The sequence below is a fragment of the Novipirellula methanifontis genome (assembly GCF_052161655.1).
GTDB lineage: Bacteria > Planctomycetota > Planctomycetia > Pirellulales > Pirellulaceae > Novipirellula.
On the sequence record NZ_CP197418.1, the window covers coordinates 8,024,231 to 8,047,441 of the forward strand.

13 protein-coding genes are annotated in these 23,211 nt (G+C 53.3%); all 13 read right to left on the bottom strand.

The features are described 5' to 3' along the window. Positions 1-97 precede the first annotated feature (97 nt). The 13 genes from SH528x_RS28395 to SH528x_RS28455 all read right to left on the bottom strand — a co-directional run bounded on the left by SH528x_RS28395 (position 98) and on the right by SH528x_RS28455 (position 23,189). Positions 98-2,554, bottom strand: a complete 2,457-nt coding sequence (locus tag SH528x_RS28395) for a glycoside hydrolase family 95 protein (protein WP_442506808.1) — start codon at positions 2,552-2,554, stop codon at positions 98-100. A gap of 76 nt (positions 2,555-2,630) precedes the next feature. Next, the gene (locus SH528x_RS28400; protein ID WP_442506809.1) at positions 2,631-3,077 is read right to left on the bottom strand and encodes a sulfatase-like hydrolase/transferase; all 447 of its coding nucleotides are present in this window, start codon (positions 3,075-3,077) and stop codon (positions 2,631-2,633) included. A 70-nt stretch (positions 3,078-3,147) separates the two neighbouring features. Then, positions 3,148-4,674 carry a sialate O-acetylesterase gene (locus tag SH528x_RS28405; RefSeq protein ID WP_442506810.1) on the bottom strand — a complete coding sequence of 509 codons (1,527 nt, stop codon included), beginning with the start codon at positions 4,672-4,674 and terminating at the stop codon, positions 3,148-3,150. Positions 4,675-4,684: 10 nt separating this feature from the next. Beyond that, positions 4,685-6,187: a sulfatase family protein gene (locus tag SH528x_RS28410; RefSeq protein ID WP_442506811.1), complete on the bottom strand. Its 1,503-nt coding sequence runs from the start codon at positions 6,185-6,187 to the stop codon at positions 4,685-4,687. 120 nt (positions 6,188-6,307) lie between these two features. Beyond that, a complete protein-coding gene (locus SH528x_RS28415; protein WP_442506812.1) occupies positions 6,308-7,873 on the bottom strand; it encodes a sulfatase-like hydrolase/transferase in 1,566 nt (521 codons plus the stop codon). A gap of 244 nt (positions 7,874-8,117) precedes the next feature. Beyond that, entirely contained in the window at positions 8,118-9,704 is a 1,587-nt protein-coding gene (locus SH528x_RS28420) for an alpha-L-fucosidase (RefSeq protein ID WP_442506813.1), read from the bottom strand. Continuing rightward, a complete protein-coding gene (locus SH528x_RS28425; RefSeq protein WP_442506814.1) occupies positions 9,701-12,106 on the bottom strand; it encodes a glycosyl hydrolase family 95 catalytic domain-containing protein in 2,406 nt (801 codons plus the stop codon). The genes SH528x_RS28420 and SH528x_RS28425 overlap by 4 nt, the downstream gene beginning before the upstream one ends. Positions 12,107-12,256: 150 nt before the next feature. Further along, a complete protein-coding gene (locus tag SH528x_RS28430) occupies positions 12,257-13,096 on the bottom strand; it encodes a histidine phosphatase family protein (RefSeq protein ID WP_442506815.1) in 840 nt (279 codons plus the stop codon). A gap of 300 nt (positions 13,097-13,396) precedes the next feature. Beyond that, positions 13,397-15,283 carry a sulfatase gene (locus SH528x_RS28435; protein WP_442506816.1) on the bottom strand — a complete coding sequence of 629 codons (1,887 nt, stop codon included), beginning with the start codon at positions 15,281-15,283 and terminating at the stop codon, positions 13,397-13,399. A 318-nt stretch (positions 15,284-15,601) separates the two neighbouring features. Next, the gene (locus SH528x_RS28440) at positions 15,602-16,969 is read right to left on the bottom strand and encodes a putative glycoside hydrolase (RefSeq protein ID WP_442506817.1); all 1,368 of its coding nucleotides are present in this window, start codon (positions 16,967-16,969) and stop codon (positions 15,602-15,604) included. 119 nt (positions 16,970-17,088) lie between these two features. Continuing rightward, on the bottom strand, positions 17,089-18,426 hold the full coding sequence (locus tag SH528x_RS28445; RefSeq protein ID WP_442512197.1) for a sulfatase family protein: 1,338 nt from the start codon (positions 18,424-18,426) through the stop codon (positions 17,089-17,091). A gap of 71 nt (positions 18,427-18,497) precedes the next feature. Next, positions 18,498-19,601, bottom strand: coding sequence for an alpha/beta hydrolase fold domain-containing protein (locus SH528x_RS28450; RefSeq protein ID WP_442506818.1), 1,104 nt, complete (start codon positions 19,599-19,601; stop codon positions 18,498-18,500). Positions 19,602-19,742: 141 nt separating this feature from the next. Next, a complete protein-coding gene (locus SH528x_RS28455) occupies positions 19,743-23,189 on the bottom strand; it encodes a PVC-type heme-binding CxxCH protein (protein ID WP_442506819.1) in 3,447 nt (1,148 codons plus the stop codon). Positions 23,190-23,211: the final 22 nt, after the last annotated feature.

Genomic DNA, 23,211 nt, shown 5'->3' on the forward strand with positions numbered 1-23,211 from the left:
GTGGTTGCGGTTGAGTTTACTAAGTGTTTTTTATGCCTTGCGCTCGCTGGATAACGCCATCCGCATGGAGCGATGACGCGTCCTGCGGACTACCCCGTCAGTCGACGGTGTAACTTTTTCCGGCGACGGTTTCCTGATAGACCGTCTGCTTTCCATCCGGGGTTCGGATCACCATCGGATTGCCGAGCAGCGACTTGACGTCCGCCTTTTCCAGTTGGCCGTTCTTCCACTGCATGGAAACTTCAAAACCGCCACGGGCGCGCAGGCCGCTAACCGAACCGTTCGGCCAAGCGGAAGGCAGGGCCGGTAACAGGTGTAGTAGCTGGCTGCCATCGTCGGTTTTCAAGTGGCTCTGCAAAAGCATTTCGGCGATGCCTGCGGTGACACCGAAGTTGCCATCGATTTGAAACGGTGGGTGGGCATCAAACAGATTCGGGTACAGCCCGCCGCCGCCCATGGTTTTTCCCCCTCGTTGAACCGGCCGCATCAAGTTACCCAGGATCAAAGTCGCGTGATCGCCATCCAGAAACCTTGCCCAAAAGTTCACCTTCCATCCCATACTCCAACCAGTTGCGGCATCGCCTCGGAAAATCAGTGACTGCTTGGCGGCATCAAATAACTCAGGAGTGTCTTTCCAATTGATCTCGTCACCGGGATGCAGACCCCATAGGTGAGAGACATGACGGTGTTTGCTGTTGGGGTCGTCTTTGTCCTCGAGCCATTCCTGCAACTGCCCATGCTTGCCGATTTGATTCGGTGCGATCCGGGCTCGCATTTCGATCAACCGTTGTCGTAACTCCTCGTCTTTGCCCAGGATCTCTGACGCTTCAATGACATTGGCGAATAGGTTACGGATTATTTGATGATCCATCGTCGGTCCGGCCACCAAGCCTCCATTCTCCGGAGAATGACTCGGCGTGCTGATCAGCCAGCCTTTGTCGTTGCGTGGATCTTCGATCAGGAAATCAACGAAGAACAGCGCCGAGTCCCGCATGATCGGATAAGCTCGTTCCAAAAATTCACGATCGCCGCCGAACTCGTAGTGCCACCAAAGGTGCTGGCAAAGCCAAGCACCACCGGTCACCCAGAGGCCATGATTCGAACCGTTGATCGGAGCCGTGCCGCGCCACAGATCAAAGTTATGATGCAGCACCCAGCCGCGCGCGTTGTAGTGGTTCTTTGCAGTGCGTTTGCCAGAGATAACCAACTCATCCATCGCAGCAAACAACGGCTCATGACACTCGGCTAAATTGACCGTTTCCGCAGGCCAGTAGTTCATCTCGGTGTTGATATTGACGGTGTACCGACTGCCCCATGACGGATTCAGTAGCTCATTCCAAATCCCCTGCAAGTTAGCAGGCTGGCCGCCGGGACGGCTGCTAGCGATCAGAAGATAGCGTCCGTACTGGAACAGCAACGCAACCAAACTGTTGTCTTTCGAATCGGATGCACGTTGCAGTCGCTCGTCCGTGGGAAGATCTTCATTTTCTCCGGCACCAAGGTCGATCGAGACTCGGCGGAACAGGTTTTGATGATCTTGGATATGGGCGGCTTTCAGCGTGTTCCAGTCTTTCCCCTGCACCGCAGCCAACACGTCCTGGCAATGTTTTGCGGGATCACCGCTCACATCCTGGAAGTTCTTGTAGCTGGTCGCTGCCGTCAAAATCAAAGTCACCGCATTGGCGTCGTTCACCGAAATCGCCCCGCCCGCAACCTCCACCGAGCCTCCGTCGGCATGCACCTGCAATCTCGCCTCAAAGCGGAGCGGTGTCTCCAGTGTCATCGTGAACTTCTTTTTCTTGTCCTCATAGACATTAGGCAACAAACCGCGGAGCCTTAGCTGATTGTCGTGGCTCGCTCCCCGATCAGAGCGTTGAGGTTCGGAGTGATCCACGGCACTATTGGTATGTGGCGACTTAAACCCTCCGCTAAAAGAAATCTGACCAGGTTTGTCAGCCGTGATCCGAACCGCAATGACTTGATCGGGAAAACTCGCGATCACTTCCCGAGTATAGTTCACTCCATTTGCTCGATAGGTCGTCGTCGCCACCGCCTCGTCGAGATTTAAAGCACGACGATAATCTTCCACGGCTTCATGACCGGAAAATTTCAGGAAGACATCTGCGAACGGCTGATAAGGAATCTGAGAGATCAGGTCGCTCATGAACTCCTTCATCGCCAACGATTCCGCTGCTTTTTGATTCCCAGCAAAAAGCAATTGGCGAATCTCATCGAGATGATCCGCAGCCCCAGGATGGGAATAGTCATGAGGCTCGCCCGCATAGAGCGTCGCTTCATTGAACTGAATACGCTCCTCAGAGACGCCGCCGAAAACCATCGCTCCTAGTCTGCCATTGCCAACGGGCAGCGCCTCGGTCCACTGCTTCGCCGGTTGGTCATAGACCAGATTCAACTCGCTCCAGGAACTACCTTGATCGTGTCGTGCAGATCCGTTTGCAAGATCTTCCGCAAGAGATGCAGTTGGCAACATGCCCACCAACCCGCAAGCGATCGCTCCCGCAATCAGTTTGCTAACGAAACTACGTCTGTTCATAATTGATTCAGCGTTCGAGATAAAAAGTGTTCTGGATCAGCGGGAGCAGGGATTTTGGAGTCAAGTTTCAATAGGTTCATTTTACCCATTCTTTGCTCAAGGGAAATTTAGGATCATCGGCTGTCGCGAAATCTTTGGTGCGATCCGGCACACTGCGATGGGGGCCTCGGTCTTGATTGACGGTGTCAAAGCCATAACTCGCCACAGTCAGGCCGACATGCGTGAGCCGAATTTTTGCGGGGTGTTGCCCCGTGATGATCCCGGCTCGTGAGGGAGAACAGGACGGAGCGGGTGAATAGCCTTCAAAGAAATTAATCCCAGCCTTGGCAAGCTTGATGATATTGGGCGTTTCGTAGGGGCAGGGACTATCCACGTCATTGAGCTGCACATCCTGCCAACCGAGATCATCCACATCGAAGATGATAATGCTGGGCGGCGGCTCTTTGGCAAAGACTGGCTGCACTGTAATCAGACAAGCGACCAACCCAAACATCGAGAAGAACGATGCGAGTTTTACAAACATGATGAATTTCTTCTGTATCCCGGGGGGAGTGTTTTGCAAGAATCAAATGGATTGATTTGCGGACATTTTCTTAGGGCTCAAATCGGTCGGTTCGAAAAGGAAGGGCCGGTAGATCGGCCTCATTGACGAGATTCACGTCCGGCTTTCCCACAAAGGCGTAGCGAACATACAACGGCTTTGCCAATTCAGCGGACTGCAAAACCACGCGCTGCCCTTGGATCGTCGCATCAGCTCGGACCCACTTCTGATCATCATCGGCCATCCAAAACCCCTTTGGCGCGGAACCATCGGTGGTTGTTAATCCCTCGGCGTGTTCGAAATGGACGACCAGCGAATTATCATTGGCCTCCACTTTGTGAAAAACGGGGCCTTGGGCTTCGATTTTCTGCCCGAGCGTGTCGCGTGCTGCGAGCAGGGCTAATCGCCGCCCAATCGGCAGCTTGTCTTTCGGATGCACGTTCTTGATGTCGCCCAAATCGATGGTATTTGCAACCGCGGTATGCGGTAGTTCGAGAGCTTTGAGCTGCGATTCTCGCATCCAGGCCCACGAGTGTGCTGCAGGATTATCACGAGGTACTTTGGGTGACGTTTTCAATACATTTCCGTATCCCGGCAACATCACGATCAAGAAGTGCAAGTCCTCCTGGTTCCATTGCTGGCGATAACGCAGCATCCATTGCTTCAGCACGTCGCCATAGATCCGCATGCCTGAGTTCCGTGAGAACCAAGGCTCTTTGACCATCCCGTGCATTGACTGCGTATTGCGTTCACCTTGGTACCAAACCAATCCACGACAAGCGTAAGGTGCAAGCGGATGCATCATCGCGTTATAGATGATATTCGATTGACGACGCAAAAAAATGTCCTCCTTGCCGCTCCAAGGTTGAGGACCATTGAGGGTGGCATTGATCTCAGCCTGCGCTTCGGTGTTGGCGTCAAACTCTTCCATCATCACTTTAAAATGGGGCACGGTTTCGGTCATGTCCCGAGGCATCCAGGCTTCGATCGACGTGCTCCCCCAGCACGACAGAATGATGCCAACCGGGGTGTCAGCGGATGCTTGCAAAAAATGAGCAAATCCAAACGCCACCGCGCTATCGGGGTAACGATCGACCCACTGGCCTTCGCAACGCTCTTGCTCGGTAAAGGCCACACTGCGTTTGACGTTAAAGCTGCGGATGTTTTTTGTCTGCGGAATCAACGCCTTCACTTCCGGCACCGCACCAACACCAAACTGCATGTTCGATTGTCCCGAACAAATCCAGACTTCGCCGACGAGGACGTCACTGCATCGCTGTTTTTCAACTGATGAATTCAAACTCGACGAGACGGTCATCGTTCTCGATTCGAACGAAACTGCAAGCGGATCAAGCTTGATCATCCACTTGCCATCCGCCTCGACGTTGGCTTTCTTTTGCTGCCCCGCAAATTCCACGGTGACCGTCGATCCGGAATCTGCTATCCCCCAAACCGGTACCGGCATATCGCGTTGCAGCACCATGTGGTCTGTGAACAAGGAACCCAACCGAAGTTCGGCGCGGACCGTGCCGGGCACCAACATGATCACCAGGAAGCAGAGTGTGAGGGAAGATTTCATGGTTTTTACCTTAGTTCTGGATTTTTTTCGCTTTCGTATTGATCTGCTTCCCGCTCTTCCAAAGGTTAATAGAATCTTGATCGTTTTTTGATTCGGATCCCGCGGTGCTGCGTCCCCGCGTGACATCCGCTTCGAGTTGCGCGAGCAAACGCTCTGCCACTTCGGGATGGGTTTCGTAGAGATTTGTCGTCTCGGCGGGATCGTTTTGCATGTCATACAGCTGAGCGATCGGGCTATCTTTGGCGGCCTGTTTTTCAGTTGGAGAACTCCAACCACCCGAGGCCTTTGCCAACAGCAGCTTCCATTTCCCCTGTCGATAACCGAAGTGCCCGCTGATCGAATGGTGAATCACACCCGCACGCGTCGAATCAATTGATTCGCCGCTTAGGGCTGGCAGAAAGCTAACGCTGTCCTCGGCGCTGCCCGCAGGTAGCGATTCCCCCGTCAGCTCCGAAAGCGTGGCAAAGAAATCGGTCAGGCAGATCGTCTGATCGCAAGTTGAACCCGCGGCCACCTTGCCCGGCCAACGTACGATAAACGGAACGCGATGCCCGCCATCCCACAAATCGGCTTTGGAACCTCGATATCCGGCGCTGACCAGGTGTCCCTGTTTGGCGAGCTGAGGAATTCCGGCCGCTTTGGAGCATCCGTTGTCACTACTGAAAATGACAAGCGTATTGTCGCTAAGCCCGTTCTCCTTCAGTGCAGTGGTGATTTGTCCCACACCGTCATCGGTCTGCATCACGAAGTCAGCATACGCACCGAGTCCGCTTCGACCTTGCCACTCTTTTGTGGGAACAATCGGAGTGTGCGGAGACCCGAACGGCACATACAGAAAGAACGGCGATTCGTTTGCGTCGTTGCCGCGGGCGTTGATGTACTCGACCGCTTTACGGGTCAGCCGCGGCAGCATGTTGATCTCTTCGTCGTGCTCGATGACTTCGTCATTCTCGATCACGCCTTTCATATCACGAGCGTGATGGAATCCATGAAAGTAGTCAAAGCCCCGACGGATCGGACCGTCCGGAATTTTGCTGCCGACGGGAGCCAGCCCCCTCTTTGCTGTTTTCTTACTTAGTTCGTTACCGGTATCGGGATCGACATATTGAAAGTTCAAATGCCACTTGCCGATGATGCCGGTATGGTAACCCTGTGACTTCAAAAAGCTGGCCACGGTCGGTCGGTCTTCGGCGATCAGATTGGGCGAGAATCCTTGAACCACGCCGCTTTGCAATTGCGTCCGCCAACTGTAACGCCCTGTCATCAATCCATAACGTGTCGGTGTGCAGACCGACGATCCGGAATGGGCATCGGTGAAAATCATTCCTTCGGCAGCCAGTTTGTCGACCGATGGTGTCGCAATCTTTCCGTGCTCTGGATTTAAACACTGCACATCGCCATAACCGAGATCATCGCAAAGGATGAACACGATGTTCGGTTTCGCCGCCGACGCATCCGTGCCGTTCCAAATCACCATCAGGCAGAGGACCATGGTCGTAATTGTTTTTTTCAAAGTTCTATCCTTGTAAGAGCCCTGCGGTCCGCTGAGCTGGACTATGTGAATCACTGGGCCTTGGGCCCGATACAACGGCATTCGACTTGTGCGGTATGAGAAGACAGAATCACTTGTTTCCTATTTTGCTAACTCGGTGACAAGTTCCTGACATCGATTGCGATACCTTGCAAGTACTTCATCGTACTCGGGATTGAGGGCGAGGTTGACCTGTTCCTTCGGATCGTTCGCGATATTAAACAGCTCTTCAAACACTGGCTGCTCTCCTTGGATCGACGCGTCGGGCAGATACTTCATCCGATCATTCTCTTTGGAGAAGTAACGAATGTACTTCCACTCGTCGCTACGCACGGATTCCATTCGCGGATAGCCTTGGTCGGTGAACAGATTTTCACAGAAGACTTCTTTGCGCCATTGGACCGACTTGCCTTCAATCAGCGGCATCATGCTCTGTCCTTGATAAGTATCTGGCACGGCCACGCCGCACAGTTCCAAAATCGTCGCTGGCAAATCCTGACCCACCACCAACTCATCCACCGTCGTGCCCCGCTGTTGTTCGGAGAAGTAGGGGGAATAAATAATCATCGGGATGCGAACGCACTCGTCATAGAGAAACGTCTTGCCACCAAGGCCATGCTCACCGAGCAGTAATCCGTGGTCAGAAGCGAAGACAATGATGGTGTTGTCAGCGATTCCCATTTCGTCCAATTGCATTCGTAACTTACCGAGCATCATGTCGATTGCTGTGACAGCGCGGGCCATCTTGGTCTTCTTGCTCAACAGCGCGGCGGGATTGGTCGTGCGGTAATAACCCATCAACTCATCCTGGCGAAAAACCTGTTCTGGCAACGGGACTTTGATGTTGGGATAGTCATCAGGGAACACGAAATCGTCCTGCACATCGTTGTACAGTGTGCGGTACATATCCGGGTCTGTATCTTTCGCTCCCATGCCACCGATGCTGGACGCATGCGGCAGATTGAGATTCAGCGAGAGTGCAAACGGCTTGCCCTGATCTCGCTTGTGCAGAAAATCCGAGACGGACTGGTGGGCATTGTCAAAGAAGTAGTCCTTATCTTTTCCAGGTCGCATGAAAGGCTCGGTCGCCTCGTAGAGTCCTTCGATCTGGGAGCTGTGCCGAAGATTCTTGAACTCGTTCCACTTCATCAAATCAAAGCCGAGGTGTCCGCCCTTCATATAGCAAAAATCAACGTTCTCCTTCATGTAGCGATTGCGTTCCTTTGCCGGCCCAATGGTGGCGTGATGCTTGCCGATGTAGCCAGTGAAATACCCCGCGGCCTTCAATTGCATAATCCAGCTATTGTCAAACAGCTCGTGCGTGATGTGGTTTCTGGAAACGTGATAAAAACCTTGTCGGTTCTTGCGTTCCCATTGGCCGGTGAAGAAGTTGGCACGGCTGGGGCCACAGATCGGGCTGGTGATGAAGGCGTGACTGAAGAAAACTCCGTCCGCTGCCAGCTGGTCAATATTCGGTGTCTGTGTTACCGGATGCCCCGTCATACTAAGCGAATCCAATCGCTGGTCATCCGTCTTGATGAAGATGACATTGGGCCTAGTTGACGCAACCGGTGCCAAGTCTTGCTCCGCGGCGTGCAGCGAACCCGTGAATAGGGCGAAGCTAATTACGGCGAAACTGACGATGATTGGAAGTAAGTGTTTGTGCATCGCTGGACGTCGGTTCGTGTGACTGATCAGTGGATTGGCTTAGGGATGGTGGCTAGGTCGTCGTGCTTGTTGCCGCGAAAAACGTTGAACTTCACCCGCCTTGGCCAGTCCGAACTTTGTAACGATTAAATCCTTAGGACCGTCGGAACAATAACTGTCGTAGCTACGCTCGCCAGAGCGTGGACCCACCGTCTGGTGACACTAGCTACGTAACATCGACCGCCACTTAAACATCCGATGGGCCTTAGAAATCGGTTTTCTTGCCAGGGACTGGTGTCGCTTGCGAAGCGTCGGCATTAGCATCTCCCGTTACATTATCTCTGCGAATTACGTCTCGCAGCTGCGTCAGCAATGCGGTTGATTCTGGTGAAACCGAACCGTCCTCGTACATTTCCAAATTGATCGATAGCGGGTAGCGGTCCTGTTGCGCTTTCTGGATGAAACGAGTCAGTTGATCTAAGTTGTATCTGGGTTTCGAAATGGGTGTATTGGGCTCGATGTGACCCCACTTCTTCTCGAAGATGAAACATCCATGGCCCTGCAGTCCCTCCTGACCTCCTGCAGCAAAGACGCCGTCCTTCAGCCCGACAATTTGAGTGTGTCCCTCGCCGCCATAGTAGTCTTGATATTCCGTCAGCTGTGGTTTAATCCACGAGTTGTAAGAAACAAGTCGTTTGGGATTGCCGGTCCTAGCCGCCTGAGTGATCTCTTTGAACGGAGCGGATAAGATGCCAATCGCAGGTGACGATCGATCGAAGTGGCAATCGTAAAACCGTTGCCCTCCGTCAAACCACCAGCCGTTCAATTTGTCGCCGTAGCGATCACCGATTTCGGCCAAAATAATCATCAAGTTCTTATACAGCTGCGTCTTGTCGGGTTCATATCCACCGGACGCTTTCATCCAGTCAGCGTCGATGGAATGACCACAGTCGTAGCCGTAGTGATAGTAGAAAATCAGCTTGATCCCACGCTCATGCAACGCGTCTGCCATTTCCCCCAACAGATCCCGCGTCGTGGTGCGACCGGCGAGAATGCGATCAAGCGACTCGATCGGTGCCGAGATGTACTGCTGGCCCCACGTGATGGACCAGACGACGTAAGCCGCGCCCGATTCCTGCACCATGTTGGCAAAAGCGTCTACATCGAAGTCATTGACCTTTTTTTCCCATGGCTTGATCGGTCCCGTCGGAGGTGTCGCTCGGTTGGTCCACTGGAACATCAGTCCGTAACCAGCGTCCTTGAACCAATCGGGATGCTGTCGCATTGCCAATGCCTCGGTCCGCATCTTGGCTTTGACCGCTGGCTGAGTTAGTTCGAGCGAGTCGATTGAAAATCCGCTGGCTGCGTCGACCGCGAGTTGAAGCGAATTGTCTCCGGCATTCAATTGAAGTTGCCCGAGGTCCAGTCTTTCCCACGCATTTTGTTCCGAGCTAAATTCCAACCGTTGCTCATTACAAGTGAGTGTCATATGCGATCCTTTGGACAACACTAGCGCGCTGACGTCATAGATCCCATCCGCCGGAACGTGTAGATTCCACCTGATCGAATAGCTCCCCGGTTTCTTTGACGTGACCCACAGATTCATGTGATTGATAAAGGCCGATCTTAGATTTTTGTCAAACTCTGCTAGACTCGCCGACACTACATTGATCGTCGCTGGATCAATTTTGATGCTGGCCGGAGTGGTGATTGACGTTGACTCAGGCGTGATCGCATAGTCAGCATTTTTCTCCGTCGCCGATTCCTGCGCATTGGTGGTGCTCGCAGCACAAGCGATACCGGCAACGACCAACAGCCCGAACGCAAATGGAAGCAGATACTTGTTGATCATTTTGCCGTGGTCTTTTCGGGGTAGTAAAACTTGTGTCCGGGCAGACGAACCGTCTTGTCGCTGAGTCCAAACAGATTGCGGTTTGAATCGCTGACAGGTATCGGTTCGATTTGGAAGTCAATTCGTTCTAACGCGACCGGTGACAACGTGGCTGACTCCCCTTTCTTAAGTGCGATTTGATAGAAGCCATCGTCGGACTTAGAAACGTTCTGTTCTTTGCCGTTGATATAGATCTTCGGGTTGGGGATGTCGGTTTGGACGAAGCACGCAAATCCTGCCAGACTTTCCACAGTCACAAACTGGGTCACCCCGTCTTTCTTTTTAGCGGTAACCAGGAAGGCCCCCTGCGTTCGCAAATTCCGAAAGGCAACTTCGCCCCAGATTTCGGGTGTCCCGCGGAACACGCGAATCTTGCCACCCCAACTCTGCAGCAACATGTCGTGGATACAGGTGGCGAACGAAAGCGGGCTTTCGATCACAGGGTTTCCTTCGGCGTACATGGTCGTCGGCGAAACATTTTTGTGTTGGATCAAAAAATCGAGATAGTGATATGCCTTTTCTTTGTCGCCCAGCCAAGCGTACATTGATGCGGCACCCGTCGCGGTGTACCCGGTGACCGGCATCGCGCCGACCTTGATGCCGCTGTTGATCGAAACATCGAGCCAATGATCGAGCGAGGTACGAAGCATCTTTGCGTCCGCTTCCTCCTCTGGCGTGATGACGGCCAGCGGGTAGAAACCGAGTAGGTGCGAGTAGTGGCGGTGCGGTTTATCAAACGGAATATCCTTGCCGATTCGCAGCCCATTTTCGTCGATCTGAAATCCAACAAGGTTGTCGACAACGTTCTGCCACTCAGACGCCAGCGGATCGTTCAGGTGGTGCTCTTCGTTGATGTCGAGAAGCGTTTGACAGGCCCAGCGGAGCAGTGCAATCGAGAAGTTGATGTCTTGGCCATGTCCACCGGGATACTCGGGTGACCAACTCCGGCTGATGTGAATTTTGCCGTCATCGGATTTCACCGGACGTTCACGAAGAAAGTTCAAGTAAGCGTTGACGTTCTTTCGCAATAGCGGGAACAGGCCATCTCGCATCCGCGTCCGATCACCCGCGAATTCGCAGTGCAGCCAATAGTTGTTCAGGATCCAGGCCAGCATGTCCGGCACTTTGCCGTGATCGTAGGCTTCACAATCCTGCGGGAAGCAGGCGGCAATCGCTGCGCTATCCTTCCATCGCTCGGGAACATTCTTGGCAAGATTGTCAGCATACTTATCCAAATTATTCGGAAGCGATTCGCCAAGCGACATCCGATTGGCCGTCAAGTGCGTCCAGTATTGCAATTCCACATTCAGATCACCCCAAACCATCGGCCAGAACGTGCGGTGATACCACGGCCCCATCAAGTCGAGGATGGGGCCATTCTCTCGCATCGCCGAACCCAGCTTGTACATCTGGATCCAATAGAACGCCTCCTTCTCGGGATCGTTGATCGTCAAAAAGCTGAGCGGATAGTATTCGTGCCACCACTCGCGATGAGAGGAAACGAAAGTCTCGGCCTTCCTCCGTTGCCGCGCGTCGAGCAAATTCTTCTTCGCCGTTGCCAAGCTATCATGCTCCGGAAAGCTATGATGGATGCTTGCGGTCAGCAACTGTTTGCCCGACGGATCGCCTGTGATCTGCCAGCCGGTGGTGGTTTCGCCGCGTCCGTCGAGCAGCGGCTGAAAACAAAACTGCATGCCATCTTCTTCGCTTAACGTCGGCTCTGGAGGAAGCGGATAGGGGGCGGTTCGCATCTTGTCCCAGCTGCGGCCCTTGGGCCCACCGCCCGCATCGAGCGTCTCTTTCACCGGCGCGATCGGCGTTTCCGGATGCCATGTGATTTGGATCGACTCACCGCCTTCGGCCTGCGTTTCAAAAGAAATCACATCGGTTTGGCTATGCGAAAACGCATGAACCCGGTAGGAACCGTTAGCTGTGTTGATCGTCCCGGTCAGTTCGGCGTTCCATAATCCAAGTCGCAGATCGACCCCCGTGATCTCTCCATTGGATTCCATATTGAAGTGCCCCAATGGCAAGCGGCTTCGATAGATCCACAAATTCGCGTCCTCTCCATTGGGCAGCCGATGGTCGTAGTAGTCATGACGCCCGGCGTAGATCGAGATTACATTCTTGGCTTCGTCCGCCGCCTGATAGAACAGGACACCCACGTTGCCATTGCCGGTATACGGAGCGACCTCCCAGCGGTTTGGAATGCGATCCCAGACCATGTCGTGCTGCGAAAGAAACGCTTGCCAGTCAATCGGATTCACATGTCGGCCGTTGTTTTCAAGCGACTGCGCGGATGTCCATGCCATCGGCGAGCAAACAAACGAAAACACGAAAAGACATCGTAGGATGGGTTTCATTGGGCAGGACATCATTAGATGACGGTGAGAGCGTGAGGATCTTTTAAACGGTTGCGATAGCGACATGTTGTGCGACCAATCACGACACGACTTCAGATTGTGACTCGTACAGATTTTTCGTCTCGTCTGGGCGGGCTTTCATGTCGTAAACTACCGGCTCAGGACCGGGACTCGCTTTTCGCTTTCGACCGGAGCGTCGTTAAACATCATTAACTTGAACTCGCCGTTGGGCTGCTGCTGCACCATCCAAATCCCTGTATTGGAAATTCCTGGAAACCCGACCAGAGGATCTTTGGTGAGCATTCTTAGAATGGCTTTTCCGCTGCTGCCATGCCCCGACAAAAGGATCGTTTTATCCGATCCGCCAAACCGATCCTGGATCATGTCGAGCACTCGCTGCACAACCACTCGTGCCGCAGCAGACGATCTCTCGTCGGCCTCCCGTCCTTCCCCAGCGCGGGGCACCTTAAAGTTGTTCATGCCGTCCTTACGTAGCGAGAACCATTGTGTTTCATCGGAGGGCAATTCGACCGCTTTCCCCCCACCAAGAATTTTGTCCGTGGGCTCTGGAAGATCGGTAGAAAGGATCAACGAACTTGCTCTTAGTTCGTGTAGCTCGGGCCAGATCTCGGCCTTGCTTTCGATCTCTTTCAGATACGGCAAGATGGTATTCCTGCAACGCCACATCGGACTTGTGGCGATGAAATCAAAGTCGTATTTCTTCAGTTTGCCAGCCACTGCGGCCTGTTGTGCCATACCCTCCGGGGTAAACACATCGGGATCCCCGACATAGGCAGGCCATTTTTCCTTGGGGACATCGGCCCAGTCTGCTGCAACGTTGTGTCCGCCTTCTGCATGACGGATATAGAAAATCTTTAGCCCTGCCTCGGCAGTTCTGGTCGCTTGCTCGGTTTCGGCAAAGGAAATTATGGGAGCCAGCGACGCCCAGAAACCTGCGGCTAAAAACAAACAGATTCTTTTGGTCCACATCACGTAGTTTCTCAGTCGTTTTAAAATGTCTTCTCGATCAATATCCCCGAGCAATAGCAGCTATTAGCCGGTAAAAAGCGAAACGCCATCACCGGTTTCGGTCGCGTCACAATCTACCCTCAGGGAACGAGCGGTTTATTACGATTAGTGGATTTCCGCCGTCTGGCGACGGCAGCTACGTCGACATCCGGTACTTAATCCCCGCTTGTTCCTAAGTGTGTAGGGCCGGTTCCTACCGGCCGACTCCATCACATCCTCAGCCGCGGCCGGTAGGAACCGGCCCTACTCGAAACGGGACACCTATTTTTCGCTCGTGCTTAAGTTCGCTTGCAATGCGGCAGCGGAAAACTTCTGCTTCTTGGTCGACTGCACCTCGGGATAGCTAACCAGAAAGTTGTTTTCGTCGATCAGGTTGATGAAGTAATGCGTTGTCCCATCGGGTAACTCAGCAGTCACTTTGCCATCGGCACTTACCTTTGCCGAAGCACGGAAGTACTCTTCATCGCGTGCACCACCGTTGAGTGTGTAGATCAAGTCGGCTCGGACCACCTCCGCTCCGTTTTCCGTAAACTCGAACTCGACCGTCTTGCCGTGTTGCGAATGCGAGACCACCGATGGCACTTTGTCTTTGTGTGGCAGATCGCCTCTGTAGTTTGGATTGTAGCTGGGGTAGCTCGCCTTCATCTCGGTCAGCGCATGATCCAGTTCGCGTAACATCGCTTTCGACTTTTCCGGCATTTCCTTCGCCAGATTTTTCGATTCCTCGATATCCGCTCGCTGCTGCTTGCCATCGACTGTCTCATAAAGACGAAACAGCTCGAAGCGTGAGGTGGAAGGGTTGTTCGCAAAGTCGTAGTTATGAATCAACTTGTAGTCGCCGATGCGGATCGTGCTTTCCAGCGCCGCGCCATGAGGAAAGTGCCAAACCATCGTGTCACGCACCGATCCATCGGTCTCCTTGACGAGTGAGGGATCGGTCGGATCGCCCAACAACAGAGGAGCCAGATCACAGCCGTCGAGATGTTTGTCTTGCGGTTTCTCGACACCGGCGAGCGTCAGAATGGTCGGATAGAAATCAAGTCCGTTCGCCATCACGTCGGTTTGCACACCTGCCGGGATCCCGGGGCCAGTGACGATCAATGGCACTCGCGTACCACCTTCCATCGCCGAAATTTTTCCGCGAGCCAGCGGGTGATTGTCGGTGTAACGCTCCGCTGGGCTTCCCTCCATGCCACCGTTGTCGGACGTGAATATCAGGTAAGTGTTTTCGTTGAGAGTATGTCCGGGCCAGCGTGGGTCTTCCGTACTTCCCAGGTAATCAAACACTTGCCCAAGGTAGTAATCCAACTCCTGAACCATCGAGGCGTAGAAGGGATTGAGTTGTCCAGGCGTATCTTTCTTTGGTGTCGCCGCCGGATCGGTTCCCAATCGTTCCGCGTACTTCTTCAAATGCGCTTCCGACCGAGTGTGAATCGGTGCGTGAACCAACCACGTCGCGTAATACAAAAAGAAAGGCTTATCTTTACTCTCCTTCAGGAACGTCAACGCGTCCTCATTGGTCTGATGAAACGGGTATCCGTTGGCGTCGAGTCGAAATGGATCATCCGGTGCATCCGTCGCAAAATCGGCAAGTCGATCTTTCACGCTGCTCCGCGAGCCGCGACTAGAGCGGGTGAAATCGAAGCCTTGATCCTCGGGCTGAGGAAACGAATTGTGATCGATGGCCATATGCCATTTCCCTGAATGCCCGGTGACATACCCATTGTCGCGCAACACCTTGGCGAGTGTCACTTCATTGGCTGGCATCCGACCGCTGTACCAGGGGTCCATCATTCGCGAGTTAACTTGGTTGATCGGAGCCGGTGGCGCACCGCCGACAACGTGCGTTTTCTGTGCCCTCGCAGGATGGTTACCACTCATGATCGCGCATCGTGACGGCGCACACGTCGGTGCGGGCGAATACGCTTGCCAGAACATCACCCCCTTGGTCGCCAATGCATCAATATTCGGCGTCTCGTAAGGACTAGGCTCGTCGATGTCGTAGCACTTGACGTCTTGCCATCCCAAATCATCCGTCAAGATCAAGACGATGTTCGGTTGGGGGCGAGCCTCTACAGCAGCGACGGATACCGATCCCAGCAGCACAAGAATCGCAACAACATGCGGCAGTGGCTTGATTAGGTACATTTAAGTATTCCTGGCTAAGGTCTTCGTTTCTCAAGCATCGCGAGATTTGCGGCTTCGGCATGATTGCTCGCAGGCTGAATCGCGGAGCCTCTGGGGACAGCGAACTAACGTTTTGCGACACACCTTCCGTCTCGAACAGTTCTAAGCCTGCTACGGAAAACAATCGGCCAACACGAACCACTATGGCGCAGGCGGGCCCCCTAATCAATAATGTTTTGCGACATAGTGATGTCAATTTGCGACATTGGTCGCAGTAGCCCTGAATTGAGAGAGCACGACGATCGGTACGCCGCTCGCTGGGGAAGGACTGAGAATGAGTCAATTCCAGGTGACTTTTCCCCTATTGTTTTCAACATCTAACCACACCGAGGCATGTTCAAACTCGCGAGTGTAGATATAGCCTTGTTGCTCTGCTGGTCCCTGCGGTGCGCCCAATCGCTTTTTGTATTCCGGAAGTGACTTCAGCCAGAGACCGCTTTGACAAACGTTGTTTTTGCCGCGGGTGTCAACGCAGTATCCGTCATTCAAAAACAGGTAGCTATATTTCTCAGCACAGACCAGAAAAAGGGCTAATTTGAAGTGCAATTGGTCCTGTGGAATGTCTGAAAGATCATCAAGCCGAGTGTGTAGCTCATCAACACCGTCCGATACGCTGTTTTCCCCAATCCCCATCGTCATCGCTATGATCTTTCCCTGGCGAGCAGCCTTCTGAGTGGCAGCGATCCCTTTCACCAAATAATCTGCTTTGCTCAACTGCGTGCCTGCTGGCGTCGTGAAACACTCGAGGTAGGAGCCGTCAAAGTAATTCATAAATTCCAGCCCCCCGTCCTCGAAGCGGGCCCGAATGATATTCGCAACCATCAGCTTCTCGGGACCAAGAGCCGTGCGAGTTTCCGTCATCATCTCGCGATAACCTTCGATCGTCTGTTGCTTTTTGCCTGGTGGAAGCTGTCCCTTCAAAAACGACGTCAAAACTTTCACATTGCCATCGAGAAACAATCCGTCCACATACGGGCTCTTGCAAACCTCAGCGGCGGTAGCGACCCACCAATTTCGAAGTGCCTCGCTGGATGTGTCATACGCTCTCTCACTGCCTCGGATTAATTGATCGTTGCCACTCTTATCCTGCAGATACCAACCGGGTATGTCCGCGAGTTGTTTGTCGAAGCTGTAGGTCCCGTAGTGAACAATCACATTTCGATAAAACAACACCTTCGCATTGGGATTCACTAGCTTGATCGCTTTGGCGGCTTGAATCGTTCCTGCGTCGGTGGAACCAAAAGTTCGGCTACCGGTAGTTTTCTCCAATGTGATCAACGGGAACCCAGCAAGGTAGTTCAGCTCCTCATCCGTGAACGCATCGAGCTTCCTGATGTGCATGTAAAGAGGAAGCGTTTCCCAACTAAATTCCGGCATGCGACTCGGCGATCCAGCTTGGGTGACGTCATCCTTCCCGTCTTCAAATGCCTCCCGTACAATCTTCTGCGATGCTTCGGAAAGAGAGGCAACCGGAAACGTATAACGTCGACCATCCTCTCTTCTAACGGTGAGATCGCCGGCGTTTAGTTCGAGCAGGTCGGCTTGGATTCTCCGTCCCTTTGTGTCCACCAAGTCGACTGCGACGGCGGGCAGCAGCCCGTAAAAAACGAGCACTAGAAACACTAAAGCAATTTTCAGCAACTTCATACTGATTCACCAAAAACGGGATGAACAAAGAGGACATCAAGGCTTGGTTGTTTGATCCAAGCCAACGTAGCTTGGAAATCAAGGTCCGTCACCGAACGTTCACGCGCAGGCAGGGATGACTAGTAGTTCAGCGTAGCACCTTTCATTGGCTTGTTTCTTTCGGATTCCCACCACTGGTTGGGGCCTTCGGTTTCGATGTCTTTCCAGACTTTGAACAGGATCTGTTTCATCTCTTCGGTCTTCTCGGGCATCTGGGCGGCCAGGTCGTTTTTCTCTTGCCAGTCCTTTTGGATCTCATAGAGCTGAAACTTCGTCAGCGTGTCGTTGCCGACAATTTTCCAATCTCCGATTCGCAGCGCCACGCGATCGCCTGGCTGCGAAACATGCGTCCGCCAGAACAAAGGTACTTTCCGCTGGACCGGTTTACCCACCAGCGCCGGCAACATATTGACGCCATCAATCGTGCGATCGGACGGCAGCGGGATGCTGACAATGTCGAGCACCGTTGTAAAAATATCAGTACCGATGACGGGGATGTCACTGGTTGTCCCTGGTTCGATGTGTCCAGGCCAACGGACGATTCCTGGTACGCGGATGCCGCCTTCGTGGTCGCTACGTTTGCCGCCACGCAAGCCGCCCGTAGTACCACCAAACTTGCCGACCGGGCCGTTGTCCGATGTGAATATCAACAGCGTGTTGTCGCTAACTCCTTCACGATCGAGCGTGTCCATGACTTGCCCCAGAGCGTGATCGAGTTGCGTGATATTGCCCATGTACGTACTGTTGTCATGCCCGTTGTAAAGATCCGAGAATTTTGGATCCGTTGCAATAGGCGCGTGTGGTTCATGAACCCAAACCGACAGGGCAAACGGTTTCGACTTGTCGCGTTTCTCGCTCAACCACTTCGTTGCCTCTGCGGCAACAAGTGGAGCGGAATAGCCCTGCAATTCTCCAACGGGTTCGCCGTTGCGGACGAAGTTGTCTGGGTTTTTGTGACTGGGGCTGGCATTATTGTGCGTCGTCATCCAGTAGTCGTAGCCATGGTCGCCAGGCTGGGGGAACTCCGGATTGTTGAACTGAGGAAGCGAATTGAGATGCCACTTGCCGACATGACAGGTTTCGTAGCCAATCGTCTTTAGCAATTTTGGGTAGGTGATTTCGCTCTTTCGCAGATGGGCTTGATGGTTGCCCGACAAGTGACGCCACACGCCATTTCGATAGGGCGTCCGCCCAGTCAGGATCGCGGAACGCGACGGCGAGCAAACCGCACAGGCGGAATAGAACTGAGTGCACTTGACCCCTTGAGCGGCCAACTTGTCGAGGTTCGGGCACTGGATCAGTTCATTTCCATACGTCGACGAGTCGCCCCAGCCCATGTCGTCGGCGACAAAGACGACGATATTGGGCCGTTCAGGCTTTGCTTCGGCAGCCCGACTCATCAGAGGAAAACATATCATTAACAGCAAAGTGAATCGTAGCATGGGCTGCGTCCAAGTTTTCGGGTTAAAGAGGTGGTAGAAAAATGAGATCACTCTAAATGTTTGACCAAAAAGAGGATGGTCTCTTGTTCAATCGTCTTTCGCGTGGGATCAATATCGCTGCCGACTTTGCGCCAGTTGTGACCGGCATTTCGGATGATCATCGTCTGGACGAGCGCGCCCACGGAGTCAGCCTTTTCTTTCATGGCGTATGCGTGTTTGACCGGGATCGTTGTGTCTTGATCGCCCTGAATCATCAGCAATGGCGGACTATTCTTTGTGACATAATTCAGGGGGCTCATTTCTCGATAGAGCTTCGTTTTTTGATCGGGCGTAGATCCAGGAGGCAAGATACGAGGTCCGAAACGGTCGCGAAAATTCTCGCGATCATCGTGGTTGAACAGATCGGTGTTTTCAAAGTCACACGGACCGTACCAAGAAACGCCCGCAACCATCTTGTAGGAGAAATCAGACAGAGACGCATCACCCGGCAACGCTTCGGGGGCTGTTAGCAGAAGCATTTGGGCGATCTGGCCGCCAGCAGAGTCACCAAATGAAAACACACGTTGAGGATCGATTCCGAGTGATTCGCTATTCTTCGAGAGGTAACGAATTGCATCTTTGCAATCGATCACACAGTCTCGCATCGCGACCTTGCCGTCAGGTCGCCAAAGTCGATAGTTCACCGTGGCCACACAGAAACCGTGTTCCAGCAGTTCGGTGGCAACGGTTGCGAACGAACCACGGACGATCCCGTCTTTGCTGCCCGCCGCCCAACCGCCGCCATGCGTGTACACAACCAGCGGGCAATTTTGTTGCCGCTTGGCAGTTGGATAGTAGAGGTCTAAATAGAGGTCTTCCTCCGGCGTCTGCTTATAGAGCACGTTTAGCTTCTTTTCGCCCTTGGTCGCCAACGACGGGATTTTCACTGCTTTCAATTCTTTGAGCGTCAAAACCTCATCGCCGTTTGCATCCAATGCTTTCAGACTGGCCCATTGCTGTCCCGCTTCCTGCTTGTCGATCTGGCCATTCCCGTCGCTATCGGTGCGCGCCATTTTCCGCGTGGCATAGGCACCGGCATAATCTGCACGTGCGATGGATGACATCGCAAGTAGTAAGAGGCAAGCGACGATCGTGAGGTGATGTCGATTCATAAAATTCTCAGTGGAGCAAATGATGGGTTGTTGATTTGCGATTCGTTCGCGTTACCGGCGAAACGACACATGTGGCCGTGGTCGTAGGTCAGAATAGTGAATGCGAAATGATGCCCATCACCGTACTGGTGATGACGCCGATCAGAATCCACCTTCGATTTGGAATTTCGCAGGCGATTGCGGCAAAGGCTTTAGCTCGACTTTCAAGCCCGTGTCACCTCGTTTGATTCGGTTGATCTCGACGGATACCGCTCGCCGCCCCTTGGCGAGCGTGATGACATTGGATGGATCATTGATTTCATCCCCGTCGATCCATAACCGCAGTCCCACCAGATCGTTGATTTCGAATTGCACATCGCCAGAGACCAGCACATTCAAATAGCCGCGGGCGAGCACTTGATCTCCGCTTGGCAAATCATTGGCAGGCAATTCACCGCTGACTTTGCTGTACGCCGTGACCCACTCGGCGTCGTCGGCCGGAAACTGATCAAGATTCGCGGTCGCGATCAAACGCCACTTGCGAATCACAGGACTTTCATCGTTGGCAAAGGCACCCGGTCGCCCCAAGGCCGCTACAAATTTCGCTAGATCAAGAAACTCTTGGCGGCTGCCGAGTTGATCGACAAGTCCTGCAGGCATAGCAGAAATCATTGCTTTCTCGGCGATGATTTCTTCGACCGCTAACCGTACTTCTTTTCCAGCTTGCGCCGCGTCTCGCACTACGACTTCGTCATCACTCTTAAACGTCACGATGCCGGTTTGGGTGGTTCCATCGTCCAACACAAACATACGGTTTTCATAGTGTTCGGCAATCGCTTTGTTCGGTTGCAAAATCGATTCGACGATATAGTCAGTCTTTGCCGCTGCACCAACCGCTACTAGGTTCGGGCCGATGACGGGGCCGACGGGACCAATTCCGTGACAGTTCGTGCAAGCGAGAGACTTTCGGCGATAGATGATCTCACCCCGAACTGCGTCCCCATAGGTTTCGACATCGCTCGTCAGTTTCGCTTGGTCTTCCGCCAGCAATTGCGAGTTGAGCGACTCCGAATCGGAGGAGGATCGAAACAACCTTGCAAGATTCTCGGGAAGCAGTCCCGTCGACCGATGAAACTCATCGACACGGGCGGCGACAGTCGGATGAATCTCGACGCCCTTCATCGCATCGGAGAATGCCTTCGCTCCGTTTCGATTTCTCAGGATTGCTTGAATCAGCGGAACAGGATCCGTCTGGCCAGGGTCTTGGCTCAACAACGCCGCTGCCAACTTTGCCCCCCGCGGCACGTCGGTGGCAACAATGCCAACCAGTGCACCGTAGCGAATATCCGTATCACCATTCTCGGAGAGACTGACAAGGGTTTGCTGTTCCTTGGCATTACCAAGCTTGGCAAAGGCAACCGCTGCAGACCGGCGCAACGCAGGTGGTCGACCGTCGTCCTCGACAATGTCGAGAAGCGGCCCCGTGACCTTGATCGCTTTCCAAGCAGCGAGATTTTCAGCGGCGAGTGAGGCGACGGCTATGTTGTCATCGTTGAGCATTCGCGCCAGAGCACGCAAACGTCGACGAAGCACGCCCGACTGACGCGAATTTGCCATCGACTTGAGCGATTCAAGCAACGCGATTTTTGCATCATCCGACCTGGAATCTTTTCCACTGGTCAACGAGGCTACGATTCGCAAAATGTCATCACTGGTGCCAATGGCCTGGAACTGATCGCAAAATTCGGTGATCTCTTTCTCACTGGGATCATTCTGTTGCAGAAAGCTCGCGATTCGTTCCGCAAAACCAATTCCTGCGGATCGTTCCGCAGCGGCTTTGTGGGATTCCTTGGCAAAACGAAGCGTTCCCGCCTCCATCGCCGGACGCCAGTATTTTTCGAGTGCCTTCTTTGTCTGGGGCAATGCTAAGTCAAGGAACGGGTCGCTGGGATGGTCGATCACATTCAGCGCTGCTGCAAAGGCCTCCGCCTTGGGGATGAATCCCGCCGAAAGCACCGCTTCCATTCGTGTTCGAGGGAATGGATCCGCGGCTGCTTTGGCAATCATGGCGATCGGATCCGACAGAGATTCATGCCAGTAGCGAATAACACGAGCACCCGCGGATCGAGCGTGACCGTCTTTCGCATCGAGCACCAAACTTAGTATTTTTTCGCTCGGACGTTCGACATTTTGACACGCCCACATCGCTTCAACGAGATGGAGCTCGTAGTCGAGTGCCTCGGGATCGAGGCGATCCACCCATGCTTCGATAACCGCGAGGACTTCATCGGGATCACGTTCGCTAATTTCTTTTTTCGCTTGATGGCGTACCCATGTTTCTGGGCTCTTTAAATGGTCGACGAGTTGCTCAGTGGTGGTTCCATCGAACTCAGGTTTCTTGACGAGCGGTCGATCCTTGTGCGTGATTCGCCAGATGCGACCATGCTCATGATCGCGACGCGAATCGCGAAAATCATGGCTGGCGTGATTAATGATCGAGTTGTACCAATCCGCGACATAGATCGCACCGTCGGGGCCGATCTTGACATCAACGGGCCTGAAATTCGGATGTTTGCAGGTCATCAACGGCGGCAAAACGTTGGCGCTAAATCCAGCGCCGTCTTCGGTAAATTCGTATCGAATAATGGTACGACTTTTGAAACGTCCACTAAGTAAATTGCCGCGGATGTCGTCTCCGACATGAGACCCTGTCGCGAGATCGCCGCCGCATTGCTTTTCCGTGCTGATCAGCGTGGGAACCCGAATGGTTTGGGCCCCATTTCCAGTCACCGGGGACAAATACATGATCCGCGGATTGTTGACCATAAACGACTGGCCCCATTGGTCGAATACGTGTCCCCACGGGTTTCCGCCGGTACCGGTACAAAACATTCTCAGCTCTTGCGTCCGTGGGTTGTACTGATAGACGCCACCGTTGAAATTCCGCACGACACCGTGCTGCGTTTCCACTTGCGAATGCAAAAAGATGCCTTCTTGAAAATAGATCCATCCGCCGGGACCGCGTCGCCACGCACTGACCGAGTGGTGACTGTCTTCGATTCCAAACCCGGTCAGAGCCAATTCCTTCACATCGGCCACGTCATCCCCATCGGTGTCTTTAAAAAAGTACACATCGGGTGATTGCGCCACATAGCACCCGCCATTTGCAAGTTCCAAGCCCGTGGGGATGTAGAGTCCATCGGCAAAGACCGTTGACTTGTCAGCGACACCGTCATCATCGGTGTCTTCAAGGATGATAATTTTGTCGTTAGCGACTTCGCCCGGCTTCAATTGCGGGTACGCCCACGAACACGACACCCACAGTCGGCCTCGCGAGTCCCAATGCATGTGGGTAGGATTTGCGAGCATCGGATCGGAAGCGAAAAGGTTTACCTGGTAGCCATCGAGCAACTCAAAGTTTTCCTGCTCGGACGCTGGATCATGATTGTTCATCAAGTCCAAATTGGCGTCCTTGATGTTTTTGATACCCGAAGCATCCTGCGCCGAAACGCTTGCTGTCAACGCAATGAAAATCGTAGCCGCCGGTGCCGTACGACGGACCGCTCGCCGAAACAAATCGTTCGCTAGTTTAAAAGGGGGGATATTCATGAGCGTCTTAGAAAAAGTAATT

Excerpts from the sequence above, each read along its gene's own strand:
- SH528x_RS28395 (WP_442506808.1), bottom strand. The coding sequence starts at position 2,554 with ATGAACAGACGTAGTTTCGTTAGCAAACTGATTGCGGGAGCGATCGCT.
- SH528x_RS28400 (WP_442506809.1), bottom strand. The coding sequence starts at position 3,077 with ATGTTTGTAAAACTCGCATCGTTCTTCTCGATGTTTGGGTTGGTCGCT.
- SH528x_RS28405 (WP_442506810.1), bottom strand. The coding sequence starts at position 4,674 with ATGAAATCTTCCCTCACACTCTGCTTCCTGGTGATCATGTTGGTGCCC.
- SH528x_RS28415 (WP_442506812.1), bottom strand. The coding sequence starts at position 7,873 with ATGCACAAACACTTACTTCCAATCATCGTCAGTTTCGCCGTAATTAGC.
- SH528x_RS28420 (WP_442506813.1), bottom strand. The coding sequence starts at position 9,704 with ATGATCAACAAGTATCTGCTTCCATTTGCGTTCGGGCTGTTGGTCGTT.
- SH528x_RS28425 (WP_442506814.1), bottom strand. The coding sequence starts at position 12,106 with ATGAAACCCATCCTACGATGTCTTTTCGTGTTTTCGTTTGTTTGCTCG.
- SH528x_RS28430 (WP_442506815.1), bottom strand. The coding sequence starts at position 13,096 with ATGTGGACCAAAAGAATCTGTTTGTTTTTAGCCGCAGGTTTCTGGGCG.
- SH528x_RS28435 (WP_442506816.1), bottom strand. The coding sequence starts at position 15,283 with ATGTACCTAATCAAGCCACTGCCGCATGTTGTTGCGATTCTTGTGCTG.
- SH528x_RS28440 (WP_442506817.1), bottom strand. The coding sequence starts at position 16,969 with ATGAAGTTGCTGAAAATTGCTTTAGTGTTTCTAGTGCTCGTTTTTTAC.
- SH528x_RS28445 (WP_442512197.1), bottom strand. The coding sequence starts at position 18,426 with ATGATATGTTTTCCTCTGATGAGTCGGGCTGCCGAAGCAAAGCCTGAA.
- SH528x_RS28450 (WP_442506818.1), bottom strand. The coding sequence starts at position 19,601 with ATGAATCGACATCACCTCACGATCGTCGCTTGCCTCTTACTACTTGCG.
- SH528x_RS28455 (WP_442506819.1), bottom strand. The coding sequence starts at position 23,189 with ATGAATATCCCCCCTTTTAAACTAGCGAACGATTTGTTTCGGCGAGCG.